10 protein-coding genes and 1 tRNA gene are annotated in these 13,721 nt (G+C 71.9%); 8 read left to right on the plus strand and 3 right to left on the minus strand.

Annotated elements, in window-relative coordinates; all coding sequences use genetic code 11:
* The 3 genes from D8M35_RS12425 to D8M35_RS12435 all read right to left on the minus strand — a co-directional run.
* Positions 1-2,079, minus strand: a 2,079-nt coding sequence (locus tag D8M35_RS12425) for a bifunctional UDP-sugar hydrolase/5'-nucleotidase (protein ID WP_148113368.1), incomplete at its 3' end; no start/stop codon positions are given.
* Between the two features lie 55 nt (positions 2,080-2,134).
* On the minus strand, positions 2,135-4,018 hold the full coding sequence (locus tag D8M35_RS12430) for a thiamine pyrophosphate-requiring protein (RefSeq protein ID WP_126892143.1): 1,884 nt from the start codon (positions 4,016-4,018) through the stop codon (positions 2,135-2,137).
* 53 nt (positions 4,019-4,071) lie between these two features.
* Positions 4,072-5,241 carry a Gfo/Idh/MocA family protein gene (locus D8M35_RS12435; RefSeq protein WP_174234746.1) on the minus strand — a complete coding sequence of 390 codons (1,170 nt, stop codon included), beginning with the start codon at positions 5,239-5,241 and terminating at the stop codon, positions 4,072-4,074.
* An 81-nt stretch (positions 5,242-5,322) separates the two neighbouring features.
* On the opposite strand from D8M35_RS12435, the gene D8M35_RS12440 reads away from it, so the two are divergent.
* The 8 genes from D8M35_RS12440 to D8M35_RS12475 all read left to right on the plus strand — a co-directional run.
* Positions 5,323-6,747 (plus strand): glucose-6-phosphate dehydrogenase, encoded by a 1,425-nt coding sequence (locus D8M35_RS12440; RefSeq protein WP_126892144.1) that lies wholly within the window; start codon positions 5,323-5,325, stop codon positions 6,745-6,747.
* A 103-nt stretch (positions 6,748-6,850) separates the two neighbouring features.
* Positions 6,851-7,636, plus strand: a complete 786-nt coding sequence (locus D8M35_RS12445) for a dienelactone hydrolase family protein (protein ID WP_126892145.1) — start codon at positions 6,851-6,853, stop codon at positions 7,634-7,636.
* A gap of 112 nt (positions 7,637-7,748) precedes the next feature.
* Positions 7,749-7,821, plus strand: a tRNA-Arg gene (locus D8M35_RS12450).
* A 213-nt stretch (positions 7,822-8,034) separates the two neighbouring features.
* Positions 8,035-9,426 carry a cytosine permease gene (locus tag D8M35_RS12455; RefSeq protein WP_126892146.1) on the plus strand — a complete coding sequence of 464 codons (1,392 nt, stop codon included), beginning with the start codon at positions 8,035-8,037 and terminating at the stop codon, positions 9,424-9,426.
* Between the two features lie 164 nt (positions 9,427-9,590).
* Complete coding sequence (locus D8M35_RS12460; protein ID WP_126892147.1) at positions 9,591-11,147, plus strand: hydantoinase/oxoprolinase N-terminal domain-containing protein; 1,557 nt, start codon at positions 9,591-9,593, stop codon at positions 11,145-11,147.
* Between the two features lie 41 nt (positions 11,148-11,188).
* Entirely contained in the window at positions 11,189-12,298 is a 1,110-nt protein-coding gene (locus tag D8M35_RS12465) for a DUF917 domain-containing protein (protein WP_126892151.1), read from the plus strand.
* A complete protein-coding gene (locus D8M35_RS12470; protein WP_126892148.1) occupies positions 12,295-13,410 on the plus strand; it encodes a DUF917 domain-containing protein in 1,116 nt (371 codons plus the stop codon). Before D8M35_RS12465 ends, D8M35_RS12470 begins: the two co-directional genes overlap by 4 nt.
* Before the next feature lie 28 nt (positions 13,411-13,438).
* On the plus strand, positions 13,439-13,721 hold a 283-nt coding region (locus D8M35_RS12475), incomplete at its 3' end, for a DUF917 family protein (RefSeq protein WP_126892149.1).

The raw sequence follows: 13,721 nt of genomic DNA on the forward strand, positions 1-13,721 counted from the left end.
TTCGACGGCCGCCTCGACCGGGATCGTGACCGCGAGGGTCACGGTCTGCCCGTTCGGCAGGGTGAGGACGAGCGGCTCGTCGGTCGTGGCGGTCGGCGCGGCGAGGGCGGCGACCCGGGCAGCGGTCGTCGGGGCGGTCGGCTCCGTGTTCGCGTCGGGCGCACCCGGCACGGTGAACTCGAGGGTCGCGCGACCCTGCTCGTCGGTGGTGTCCACGACCGTGGTGTCGACGTCGGCGGTCGCGAGCTCCTGACCGCCGGCGCTGACCGAGACGGTGCCGCCCTGGTCGGCCGCGTTGCTGAAGGTCAGGGACGACAGGTCGATGCGGACGGCGTCACCGGGGCCGAAGCCGCCGGTCGGTGCCTCGGAGACCCGGACGCCGACGGACCGCTGGTCCTCCTGGACGGCGACGGTCGGGTGCGCGCGGAAGTACTGGACCTGCGCCTCGAGGTCGACCATGCCGCTGTCCTGCTTGGCGGCTGCCTCCGTGAAGGCGCCGAAGTTGTCGCCGCCGGTCGCGAGGAACGAGTTCACCGTGACCTTGTAGGTGCGGTCGGCCTCGATCGGCTGGCCGTCGAGCGTCATGCTCGTGATGCGCTCGCCGGCCGAGGCCAGCGGGTCGTACGTGTAGCTGAAGCCGGCGGAGGCGCCGAGCTTGAGGAACGGGCGGCTCGCGGTGGTCGGCTGCCACTGCTGCTCGAGGGCGCGGCGGACCTGGTCGCCGGTCAGGTCGAGCACGACGAGCGTGTTCGCGAACGGCTGGACGACCGCGGCCTCCTTGTAGGTGACCGCACCGGAGGCGATGTCGGCGCGGAGGCCGCCCGGGTTCATGAAGGCGATCTGCGAGCCCTGGCGCTGGGTCTGGTCGCGCTGGACCTCGGCGACGAAGTTGCCGAGGGTGGACTCGCCGCCCCGGTTCTCGCTGCGCAGTCCTTCTGCGTTCGGCGACTGCACGGCGCGCTCGAGGTCACGGTCCACCGTGCCGAGCTCGACGGCGCCGAGACGGTCGGCCTCCTTCACGGCGGCGTCGACGGTCGCCTGGACGGCGGGGTCCGGCGTGTACGTGCCGTCGACCAGGCGCAGGTTCTCGGGCGCCGCTGCGGTCACGGTACCGTCCGCGGCGACCGTGAGTCGCACGTGGCCGAGGTTGAAGCCGTACGAGCCGGTCTGGATCACCGGACGGGCGACGGTGCCGCCGGTCGGGACGACCGAGTACGCGTACGTCTGGTGGGTGTGCGCGGAGAGGATCGCCGAGACCTTCGGGGTGACGCCGTAGACCGCGCGGGCGAAGTCCGTGCTGGACGACGGCGTGACCGGCGTGGGCGACTCCGCGCCGTCGTGCACGAGCAGCACGAGCACGTCGGCCTCGTCGTTCGCCGTGTCACCGTCGGTGAGCTGGGCGGCGACCTTGTTCACCTCGGTCGTGATGTCGCCCATCTCGAGGCCCGCGATGCCGTCCGGGGCGACGAGGCCCTGGCCGACCAGATCGACCGTCGCGCCGATGAAGCCGACACGCTTGCCGCTGATCTCCTGGATCGAGTACGGCTGGAACGCGGGCTTGCCCGTCGTCGAGTCGAGGATGTTCGCGGAGACGTAGTCCCACTGTGCCGCACGGACGCCCTCGCCCTGGCCGCCGATCACGCGGTCGCGCAGGTCGTCCTGGCCCTTGTCGAGCTCGTGGTTGCCGATGGCGCTGACCGACAGGTCCATCTGGTTGAGGACGTCGATGGTCGGCTGGTCGTCCTGGATGAAGGACTCGAAGGTCGAACCACCGATGTTGTCGCCGGAGCTGACGAAGGCGGACGTCGAGGGGTCGGCGCCGCGCAGCTGCTCGAGCGCTCCGGCGAGGGTGGCCGCGCCGGCGGCGTCGCCGTCGCGCGGGGTCGGCTTGCCGTCGGTCTGGGAGATCGACTTCGCGATGCGGCCGTGGAAGTCGTTGACGTTGTACAGGTCGATCGTCGTGTCGCCCTCGGCGGCGAGGGCGGCGGACGGGACTGTCAGGGCGGTGAGGACGCCGGCGGCGACCAGGGCGGCGGCCCCGGCCAGGCGCCGGCGACGCGGGGGAGTGTGAGCGTTCATCGGCGCCGAACCTACGAAACCGCACAGGCAACGCGCCAGGTGTTGCCGCAACACGTCACGCGTTGTTCACACCACGGGGGACGTTCCTCCCGTTCGGGGGACAGGCGTCGACGCAGTCACGGCGTAAGTCGCGCCCGAGTGCGCCCTTGACCCGTTCGACCGCCTCGGCCGCCATCGCCTTCGCCGAGTCCTTGATGACGCCGAGCTCCGCCGGGTCGCCCTTGAGCAGGCTCTTCGCGGTGTTGACGGCGTACTCGGCGGTGATGTGCGGCGGCAGCGGCGGCACGTTGCGGCTGACGTAGGCGTCGATGAGCGTCACGCCCGGGTTCGCGAACGCCCGCTCGACCGCCGCCTCGACCTCGCCGTCAGCGCGGACCGCGATGCCCTCGAAGCCGAGCAGCCGCGCGTACCCGGCGTAGTCCATCGACTCGACGTCCTGTGAGCCGGACCACATCGGGTTGCCGTCCTCGGTCCGCATCTCCCACGAGACCTGGCCGAGGTCGTCGTTGTGCATGACGACGATGACGAGCTGCTGGTTCGGCCACTGGGCCATGTACTTCTTCACGGTGATGAGCTCGTTCATGCCGAGCATCTGGAAGGCGCCGTCGCCGATGGTGCAGACCGCCGGGGCGTCCGGGAAGGCGAACTTGGCGGTGACGGCGTACGGCATCGCGGCGAGCATCGTCGCCAGTCGGCCCGACATGTCGCCGTGCATGCCGCGGCGGAGCCGGATGTGGTGGCCGTACCAGTCGGCCGTGGTCCCGGCGTCGCAGGTGACGGTGACGCCCTCCGGCAGCCGCTCGTTCACGGCGCGGATGACGCGACGCGGGTTGACGCCGTCGTCGTACGCGACCTCGGCCTGGCGGTGCATCTCCGCCTCCCACTCGCGCATCTCGCCGGCGAGCTTCTCCTGCCACGCAGTGTCCTGCTTGTCCCGCAGCAGCGGCATGACCGCCTCGAGCGTCGCGCCGACGTCGCCCCAGAGGTTGAGCTCCGTCGGGTACCGCAGGCCCATCTGCTCGGGCTTGATGTCGACCTGCACCCCGCGCGCCTGGCCGGAGGCCGGCAGGTACTCGCCGTAGGGGTAGTTCGAGCCGAGGAGCACGATCGTGTCGCACTCCTTGATCTGCGTCAGGCTCGGGCGCGAGCCGAGGAGCCCGACCTGCTGCGTGTGGTACGGCACGTCGGAGGGCACGACGTCCTTGCCGCGGAGCGCCGTGATGATGCCCGCACCGGTCTTCTCGGCGGCCTCGAGCACCAGGTCCGTGGCGCCGCGCGCACCGGCGCCCACCAGGAACGTCACGCGCTCCCCGGCGTTCAGGATCTCGGCGAAGCGGGCGACCTGGTCCTGCGGCGGGACGATGCGGGTCGACGGGGCGACGTCGCTCGACCGGGACACCCAGTGCTCGGCGGCCGGGGCCTCGTACGCCATCGCCTGCACGTCGTGGGGGAGCACGACGACCGCCGGCTGCTTCCGGAGCATCGCGGTGCGGAACGCCGTGTCGACCACGACGCCGACCGCGTCCGGCGTGGCGACGGTCTCCACGTAGCAGGCGACGTCGGCGAACACACGCTCGAGGTTCGACTCCTGCTGGGTGAACGACCCGATCGATGCCAGGCCCTGCTGCCCGACGATCGCGACGACCGGCTGGTTGTCCATCTGCGCGTCGTACAGGCCGTTGAGCAGGTGGAACGCGCCGGGGCTCGAGGTCGCGACGCAGACCCCGACCTCGCCGGTGAACTTCGCGTGCGCGGTCGCCATCAGCGCGGCGATCTCCTCGTGCGTCGGGCGGACGTACTCGAGCTCGCGTTCGCTGCCGTCGGCCTTGCCGAGCGCCCCGTCGAACGCGCCGATCCCGTCGCCCGGGTAGCCGAACACGCGCGAGACGCCCCATGCCTTGATGCGGTCGATGACGAAGTCGCTCACGGTCGTGCTCATGCACCCACCGTGCTCGGCCGTTCCTGTACGCGCTCAGGTCCCGGTGCGGACGGTCAAGGGATGGGGCGCCAGGTGCCGTCGGCGGCGCTGGCCACGACGGTCTCGATCACGGACGCAGCCCGGGCGCCGTCGGCGAAGGTCGGGAGTCCCTCGGGCCAGGCCGACCGGTCGCCCTCGGCACGGACCGCGGCGTAGGTGTCGGCGACGAAGGCCGCGAAGGCGTCGAGGTACCCCTGCGGGTGCCCGGCCGGCACGACCGCCAGGCGCCGCTGGTCCGGCACGCCCTGCGACGGGTCGCGGACGACGATCTGCGCGCCGCGCTCGTTCCCGAACCACGCGGTCTCGGGCTGCTCCTGGTCGAACGCCGCCGAACCGAGGGTGCCGTCCACCTCGAACCACAGCCGGTTCTTCCGTCCCGCCGCGACCTGCGAGATGACGACGTTGCCGATCCGTCCGGCGGCCGTGCGGAAGGTGGCGACCGCGGTGTCCTCGGTCGTCACCTCGTCCCGCCGCCCGGCGTCGGCGACCGGGTCGGGGTCCGGCGAGCCGGAGAACGACGGGCCGGACGCCGCCGGGCGGGTCGGGTAGACGATGTCGGTCGCCGCGCTCACCGACCGGAACGGCTCTCCCGTGACGAACTCGACCAGGTCGCACCAGTGCGAGCCGATGTCTGCGAACGCGCGGGACACCCCGCCGGCGCCCGCGTCGACGCGCCAGCTCGAGGCGTCCTCGTCGAGCATCCAGTCCTGCAGGTAGTGGCCGTGCACGGCGAGCAGTCGTCCGAGCTCGCCGGCGGCGATGCGCCCCCGGATCTCGCGGACCGCCGGGTGGTAGCGGTACACGAACGGCACGGTGGCGACCACGCCGGCCTCGTCGGCGGCGGCCACGAGCTCGGCGGCCTGCTCGGCGCTGATCGCGAGGGGCTTCTCGCACACGACGTTGATGCCGGCACGGATCACCGCCATCGACTGCGGGTGGTGCTGGTCGTTCGGCGTGCAGACGTGCACGACGTCGGGGGCGTCGGCGATCACCTCGTCGAGCGACGCGTAGCCGCGGGGCACGTCGAGCTGTGCGGCGACCTGCTCCGAGCGGGACGGCGTCCGCCCGAGCACCCCGACGACCTCGGCGCCCGCGGCCCGTGCAGCCCGGGCGTGCACCCCGGCGATCATCCCGGTGCCGACCACGGCGACGCGGATGCGCCGCCCTCCGTACCCACTGCTCATGGTGCTCCCTCGCGCCGGCCTCGCCCCACCGTACCGACGCAACCCGGCCGCGTGCCGGAACGCGTGAGTACCGTCGGGGGCATGTCGAGCCTCCAGACCAGCCTGCTCATCCTCGGAGCCAGCGGCGACCTGTCCAAGCGCCTGCTGCTGCCCGGTCTCGCCACCCTCCTCGAGGTCAAGGACGACTGGGAGGTCCAGCTCGTCGGGGCGGGGGTCGAGGACATCTCGGACGCGGACTGGAAGGCGCAGGTGCGCACGTCGTTCGAGAACGCGCAGGCGTCGAAGAACGAGGAGGACGAGGGCGCCCACGACGGCGGCGAGAAGCTCAGCAGGCGGCTCGTCGAGGTCATCGAGGCCTCGACCTACCGCAAGGCGGACGTCACCGACGCCGACGACCTCGAGGCACTGCTCGACGCGTGCGACCACGACCCGGCGATCTACTTCGCGCTCCCGCCGGCCGTGACCGAGCAGAGCTGCGCCGTCCTGAAGGGCCTCGACCTGCCGTCGGGCACACGCCTCGCGCTCGAGAAGCCGTTCGGCACCGACGCCGAGAGCGCCGAGCACCTCAACGACGTGTTGCACTCGTTCCTGCCCGAGGAGCGGATCCACCGCGTCGACCACTTCCTCGGTCGCTCCACGGTCCTCAACCTGCTCGGACTGCGCTTCGCGAACCGCATCATCGAGCCGCTGCTCTCGTCGGCGCACGTCGACCGCGTCGACATCGTCTACGACGAGACCCTCGGGCTGGAGGGCCGAGCGCGCTACTACGACAAGGCCGGTGCGCTGGTCGACATGATCCAGAGCCACCTGCTGCAGGTGATGGCCGTCGTCGCGATGGAGGCCCCGGCGTCCATCGACGCCGACGACCTCCGTACGCAGAAGGAGCTCGTGCTCCGCGCCGTACGGCCGTGGGGCGGGGACGTCGTCGCCGCCGGCAAGCGAGCGCGGTACACGGCGGGGACGATCGGCGACCGCGAACTGCCGTCCTACGTCGACGAGGACGGCGTGGACCCGTCGCTCGGCACCGAGACCCTCGCGCAGCTGACCCTCGAGGTCGCGAACTGGCGGTGGGCCGGCGTGCCCTTCACACTGCGCTCCGGCAAGGCGCTCGAGCAGCAGCGGCGCGAGATCGTCATCACCTTCAAGGACTCGCCGCACGTGCCGAACGGCCTGACCGGTGCCGAGCGGCCGGACAAGCTGCGGATCTGGATCGCCCCCGACGAGATGCAGCTCGAGCTCAACGTGAACGGCCCGGGCGACCCGTACACGATCGACCACACGGCCCTGTCGGTGACCTTCAACCCGGGTCGGCTCAGCGCCTACGGCGAGGTCCTCGCCGGCGTGCTCGAGGGGGACGCGACCCTGTCGGTGCGCGGCGACAGTGCTGTACAGGGCTGGAAGGTCGTCGAGCCGTTCCTGCAGGCGTGGCGCGACGGGAAGGCGCCGCTCGACGAGTACGCGGCCGGCTCGGCCGGTCCTGAGAGCTGGGACAACATCGACTGCTGACGCCGCGTCGGCCTGCTGGCCAGGTGGCCGACGGGAGGCGCGTGGCGGGCCCGCCACGCACCTCCCGTCCGTCCGCCGGTCGCGCGGCGTAGCGTCCGGTGACGTGAAGACCACCGACGACGTCCTGTCCACCGTCCCCGCTCCCGCTGGCTCCGACGTCCGCGTCGAACCCGTCCGCTACGACCACGAGGGCACCGCACTCCTCGGTGTGCTGGCGAAGGACCACGCCGTGTCGGGCCCTCGACCCGCGGTCCTCGTGATCCACGACTGGCACGGCGTCAACGAGCACGTCGAGGCCCGGGTGACCATGCTCGCCCGCCTCGGCTACGTCGCCTTCGGCGCCGACGTCTACGGCAAGGGCGTCCGTCCCGGCGACGACACCGCCGGCGAGGTCGCGGGTTCGTACTACCAGGACCTGCCGCTGTTCCGCGCACGGCTGACCGCCGGGCTCGACCGGCTGCGCGAGGACCCCGACGTCGACCACTCGCGCATCGTCGTGATGGGGTACTGCTTCGGCGGGTCCGGTGCGATCGAACTCGCCCGCACCGGTGTCGACCTGGTCGGTGCGGTGTCGTTCCACGGCGGCCTGATCGTGCACGAGCCGTCCGACGCGTCCGCGATCCGGGCGAAGCTCCTCGTGCTCACCGGGGGAGCGGACCCGATGGTGCCGGACACGAAGGTCGCCGAGTGGCAGGACGAGATGCGTGCCGTGCCGTCGGTCGACTGGCAGGTGGTGACCTACTCGGGTGCGATGCACGCGTTCGCGGTGCCGGGCACCGACGCGCCGGACCACGGTGCGCAGTACCAGGAGCGCGCCGACCGTCGCTCGTGGCAGGCGCTGCAGGTGTTCCTCGCCGAGGTGTTCGACGAGGAGCCGACCGTGGTCTGAGCCGCGCGACACGCCGAGGACTCCGTGCGGCGCGGCTCGATTGGCGTTCCGCGCCGCACCTGTTGTAGAGTCTTCCACGGCCGCAAGGCCAGCATCGGTCGCAAGACCGGATGCGCTCGTAGCTCAATGGATAGAGCATCTGACTACGGATCAGAAGGTTGGGGGTTCGAGTCCCTTCGAGCGCACATCTGAGAAGGCCCCGTCGCACTGCGGCGGGGCCTTCGTCGTTCCCGGATCTCTGACGGGCCCTCGTCGCTCTCTCAGCCATGCCGCTGTGCACCGTGCACTGATTCACGTGCTCGAAACGACATCCTGCACGTTCTCTCGCTCCTGTGCCGTCACTACGGTTGCTCCAACCCGGTCGCCCCGGCCGGCACCCCTTCCCCCAGGAGCATCCGATGGCCAGTGCAGCGTCAGCACCACCAGCCCCGTCGGTCGTCGTCGACGACCACTCCCTGTCCCGTGTCCCCGCCTCCGCCCGCTACGGCTGGTTCCAGGTCGCAGTGCAGCGGTTCGGACAGATCTCCGCACTGTCCCAGTTCCTGCTCGGCGCCACGCTCGGTTTCGGCATGGGCTTCTGGCAGGCGTTCTGGGCCATCACCCTCGGCGCCGTGATCCTGGAGATCGTGTCGGTCTTCGTGGGCATCATCGGCATGCGCGAAGGTCTCAACACGTCCGTCATCGCCCGGTGGACCGGGTTCGGCAAGGCCGGTTCGGCACTGGTCGGGCTTGCCATCGGCCTGAGCCTGATCGGCTGGTTCGGCATCCAGTCGGGTGTCTCCGCCGCCGGCCTCGTCGCGATCCTGCCGGTCCTGCCGGCATGGGCGTGGTCGCTCGTGTTCGGCCTGCTGGTCACCGCGATCGTGCTCCGCGGCTTCCACTCGATGCAGTGGCTCGCGAACATCACGGTGCCGCTGTTCCTGATCCTGGTCGGCTGGGCGGTCACGGTCGAGCTGAGCCGGCACTCGATCGCCGAGCTCGCCGCGAAGGCCCCGGCCGGCCCCGAGCTGAGCTTCGTCGCCGGCACCACGCTCGTGGCGGGCGGCTTCATCGTCGGCGCCGTCATCACGCCGGACATGACGCGCTTCAACCGCTCGGTCGGCGACGTCGTGAAGCAGACCGCGCTCGGCGTCACCCTGGGGGAGTACGTCATCGGGCTCGCGGGTGTCCTGCTCGCCCACGCCGTCGGGTCGTCCGACATCACCCGCGTCATCACGTCGAGCGTCGGCTGGGTCGGCATCCTCGTGATCCTGCTCGGCACGTTCAAGATCAACGACTGGAACATCTACAGCTCGAGCCTCGGCGTCACGAACTTCATCGACGTGGTGTTCGGCCGCAAGGTGAACCGCGGCGTCGTCACCCTCGTGCTGGGTGTCGTCGGGTCGGTGCTCGCCGCGGTCGGGTTCCTCGACGCCTTCACCCCGTTCCTCATCGTGCTGGGCGTCGTGTTCCCGCCGATCGCCGGGATCATGGTCGCCGAGTACTTCGTCGTGAAGCGCTGGCGCCGCGAGCTCAGCGAGAGCGAGGGCCTCCCGGCGACGAGCCCGACCTGGGTCCCCGCGACGCTCGTCATCTGGGCGGTCGCCGCACTGGTCGGGTACTTCGTCGCCGTCGGCATCCCGTCGATCAACTCGGTCGTCATCGCCTTCGTGCTCTACGTGATCGCCGGCAAGGCCGGCTGGGTCCGCGGGGTCGGGATCAGCCGCACCGAACAGGCACCGGCAGCGGTCGACGGCGGCACGACCAGCGAGGCCCCGGCGACCGCTCCGGCACCCGCACCGGCGCCCTGAAGCCGGCGGTCGGCAGCTCCCTCGCCGACCGCCACCTGGCCGCCGACCGTGCCGCGGCTCCCTGATCCGGACACGGCACGGTCGGCCCGCCCCCCGCTCCAGCACCACTCGAGCACGCACCACCAGCACGCACCACCAGCACGCACCACCCCGAAGGGAACCCCATGCGCATCGGCATCGACGTCGGCGGCACGAACACGGACGCCGTCCTGATGGACGGCAGCACGGTCGCCGCGGCCGTGAAGCGGTCGACCAGCCAGGACGTCACCTCCGGGATCGTCGCCGCACTGGCCGGCCTGCGCGAGCAGCGCGACTTCACCTCGGCGGACATCGACGGCGTGATGATCGGCACCACGCACTTCATCAACGCACTCATCGAGGCCCGCGGGCTCGCCCCCACCGCGGCCGTCCGCCTCGGCCTGCCGGCGACCGCATCCCTGCCGCCGTTCACCGACTGGCCCGAGCACCTGGTCGGTGCCGTGCAGGGTCGGGCCTTCCTGGCACACGGCGGCCACGAGTTCGACGGCCGGGTCATCTCGGAGCTCGACCCGGACGAGCTGAAGCGGCACGCCGAGGCGATCGGCGCCGCCGGCATCCGCTCGATCGCGATCTCGTCGGTGTTCTCGCCGATCAACGACGAGTTCGAGCAGCGGGCACAGGAGATCATGGCCGCCGAGCTCGGCCCGGACGTCGCGTTCTCGCTCTCGAGCGAGATCGGCCGGATCGGCCTGCTCGAGCGCGAGAACGCCACGATCATCAACGCCGCGCTGCGTGAGCTCGCCGAGCGCATCGTCGACGGGCTGTCCGGTTCCGTCGCCGGCAGCGGCATCGACGCGCCCCTGTTCCTCAGCCAGAACGACGGCACGCTCATGGACGTCGAGTACGCCCGTCGGTACCCGGTCGCCACCTTCGCCTCCGGACCGACGAACTCGATGCGCGGCGCGGCCGTGCTGTCCGGCTTCGACACCTGCGCGGTCGTCGACGTCGGCGGCACCACGAGCGACGTCGGCGTGCTGACCGGTGGGTTCCCGCGCGAGGCCACCGGCGAGGTCGCCGTCGCCGGCATCCGCACGAACTTCCGGATGCCCGACGTGCTGTCGATCGGCATCGGGGGTGGCTCCCGCGTCCGCGCGGACGGCGCCCTGGTCGGACCGGACTCGGTCGGCTACCGGCTCACCGAGGAGGGGCTCGTCTTCGGTGGCGACACCCTGACCGCGACCGACGTGGCCGTCCGCGGCGGTCGGGGTGCGATCGGGGACGCCTCGCGTGTCGCCGGGGTGCCGGCCGAGGTCGCCGAGCGAGCCCTCGCGGTGATCGCCGAGCGCGTCGCCGACGTCGTGGAGCGCATGCGCACCTCGTCGGACCCGCTCCCGGTGGTCGCCGTCGGCGGCGGCTCCGTGCTGCTGCCGGACACCCTGCCCGGACTCGGCACCGTGCACCGGCCCGAGCACTACTCCGTGGCCAACGCCATCGGCGCCGCGATCGCCCAGGTCTCGGGCGAGGTCGACAAGGTCTACGCCATCAGCGACGGCAAGCGCTCCGCCGTGGTCGACGAGGCCCGGCAGGAAGCGGTCGACCGGGCCGTCGCCGCCGGCGCGGACCCGTCCAGCGTCGCGATCGTGGACTTCGACGAGGTCCCGATCCCGTACCTGCCCGGCAACGCCACGCGCATCCGCGCCAAGGCCGTCGGTGACCTCGCGCTCGGGGCGCTGGTCCGATGACCGCGACGGTCACGGCGCCGGGTGCGGACACGCGTCCGACGATGCCCACCGTCCGCCCGATCACCGAGATCGGCGAGGACTGCTCCGCCCTCGCCCGCGGTGCCGCCGTCCTCGGCACCGGCGGCGGCGGTGACCCGTACATCGGCCGCCTGCTCGCCGAGGCCGCGGTCCGCGAGCACGGCCCGGTGCCGGTCGTCCAGGTCGAGGACCTGCCCGACGACGCCGTCGTGCTCAACGTCGCGATGATCGGCGCACCGACCGTCATGGTCGAGAAGCTGCCGTCCGGCGCACAGTTCGCCGAGGCGATCCGCAGCCTGGCCACCCACCTCGGCGTCACCCCGACGCACGTCGCGTGCATCGAGGTCGGCGGCGTCAACTCGACCAGCCCGATCGTCGCCGCGGCCGAGCTCGGCCTGCCGCTCGTCGACGGCGACGGCATGGGCCGTGCCTTCCCCGAGGTGCAGATGGTCCTGCCGACCCTGTCCGGCATCAGCGCCACGCCGATGGCACTCGCCGACGAGAAGGGCAACACCGCCGTCTTCACCACCGTCGACAACCGCTGGGCGGAACGGCTCGCCCGCACGGCGACGGTGGAGATGGGGTGCTCCGCGATCACCGCGCAGTACGCGATGTCCGGCGCCGAGCTCAAGCAGTCGTACGTCCGCGGCAGCCTGTCGCTGAGCGTCGCGATCGGCGAAGCCCTCGTCGATGCCCGTGCCGCGAACGAGGACCCGGTCGCCGCCGTCACCGCAGTGCTCGGCGGGACCGTCGTGTTCGAGGGCAAGGTCGCCGACGTCGAACGGAAGACCGTCACCGGCTTCGCCCGCGGGACCGCCCGGATCGCAGGATCCGGCGGCGACACCGGCCTGGAGGCCGTGCTCCGGTTCCAGAACGAGCATCTGCTGGTCGAGGTGGCCGGGTCGGTCTGTACCACCACCCCCGACCTGATCGTCACCCTGGACGCCGAGACCGGCGAACCGATCACCACCGAGGGACTGCGGTTCGGCGCGCGCGTCCGGATCGTCACCGCCCCGGCCGACCCGCGCTGGCACACCCCGGCGGGCCTCGCGCTCGCCGGACCCCGGTACTTCGGCTACGACACCCCGGCGGTCCGCCACGACGGCACCGTCAGCGAGGGAGAACACGCATGAGCTGGACCATCGACGTCGACGACCTGCCCGACCTCGCCCGCGGCGCCGCACTGCTCGGCACCGGCGGCGGGGGCGACCCGCTCATCGGGATGCTGCTCGTCAAGGCGGCGATCGAGGAGCACGGCCCGGTGACGGTCCTCGACCCGCCCGAGGTGCCGGACGACGCCCTCGTCATCCCCACCGCGCAGATGGGCGCCCCGACCGTGGTGCTCGAACGGCTGCCCGCCGGCCCGGAGCCGCTCGGCGCCCTCCGGCGGCTCGAGGCGCACCTCGGCCGGACCGCCACCGCGACGATGCCCATCGAGTGCGGCGGCATCAACTCGATGATCCCGCTGCTCGTCGGCGCGACCGGTGGTCTGCCCGTCGTCGACGCGGACGGCATGGGCCGTGCGTTCCCCGAACTGCAGATGGAGACGTTCTCGGTCTACGGGGTGCCGGGGTCCCCGCTCGCGATCAGCGACGAGAACGGGCACGGCGTCGTGATCGACACCGGGCACGACAACCGGCAGATGGAGTGGCTCGCCCGCGGCGTGACGATCCGGCTCGGCGGCGTCGCGTACATCGCCGAGTACGCGATGACCGGCAGCCAGGTCCGCGCTACCGCGGTACCGAGGACCCTGTCGTTGGCGCTGTCGGTCGGACGCGCGATCCGCCGGGCACGTGAGGAGCACCGCGATCCCGTCGAGGGGCTCGCCGAGGCCTTCGGGCAGACGATCTACACGCACCTGCGCGAGCTCTTCGACGGCAAGGTCGTCGACGTCGAGCGCCGCACGGTCGACGGGTTCGCGAAGGGACGCGCGGTCGTGCAGGGTGCCGACGGCTCCGAGCTGGAGATCGCCTTCCAGAACGAGAACCTCGTCGCGCGGCGGGACGGCCGACTGGTCGCCGTCGTGCCGGACCTGATCTGCGTGCTCGACGCGGAGACCGCGGAACCGATCACCACGGAGCGGCTGCGCTACGGGCAGCGTGTCCGGGTGATCGGGGTCTCGACGCCCGACCTGATGCGCACACCGGAGGCCCTCGCGGTCTTCGGCCCGTCGTGCTTCGGCCTGGACGACGAGTTCGTCCCGGTCGAGCAGCTGCACGAGCGCACCCCGGTGGGGGCGCGCTGAGCAGCGCCGATGCGCGAGGATCGCTGGTGTGCACCAGGGCGAGCAGCGTGACGGAGCCGTGACGGGCCTCCGAGCCGACGACGTCGACGACCTCGCGCGCGGCACTGCGCTGTTGGGGTGCGGCGGTGGCGGCCAGGTCGACCACATGGCGCACGCGCTCCGGCGGGCGCTCGGGACCGGCGGGGTGCCCGTCGTACCGATCGACGCCGGTCTCGGCGCGGTGGTGGCGGTCGGACTCGTCGGTTCCACCACCGTGCTCGAGGAGAAGACGCCGAGCGGGCGGGAACTGCCCGGTGCGCTCGCCGCCGTCG

The sequence above is a fragment of the Curtobacterium sp. HSID17257 genome (assembly GCF_003989515.1).
GTDB lineage: Bacteria > Actinomycetota > Actinomycetes > Actinomycetales > Microbacteriaceae > Curtobacterium.

Coding starts and splice junctions, on each gene's coding strand:
- D8M35_RS12430 (WP_126892143.1), bottom strand. CDS start 4,018: ATGAGCACGACCGTGAGCGACTTCGTCATCGACCGCATCAAGGCATGG.
- D8M35_RS12435 (WP_174234746.1), bottom strand. CDS start 5,241: ATGAGCAGTGGGTACGGAGGGCGGCGCATCCGCGTCGCCGTGGTCGGC.
- D8M35_RS12440 (WP_126892144.1), top strand. CDS start 5,323: ATGTCGAGCCTCCAGACCAGCCTGCTCATCCTCGGAGCCAGCGGCGAC.
- D8M35_RS12455 (WP_126892146.1), top strand. CDS start 8,035: ATGGCCAGTGCAGCGTCAGCACCACCAGCCCCGTCGGTCGTCGTCGAC.
- D8M35_RS12460 (WP_126892147.1), top strand. CDS start 9,591: ATGCGCATCGGCATCGACGTCGGCGGCACGAACACGGACGCCGTCCTG.
- D8M35_RS12465 (WP_126892151.1), top strand. CDS start 11,189: ATGCCCACCGTCCGCCCGATCACCGAGATCGGCGAGGACTGCTCCGCC.
- D8M35_RS12470 (WP_126892148.1), top strand. CDS start 12,295: ATGAGCTGGACCATCGACGTCGACGACCTGCCCGACCTCGCCCGCGGC.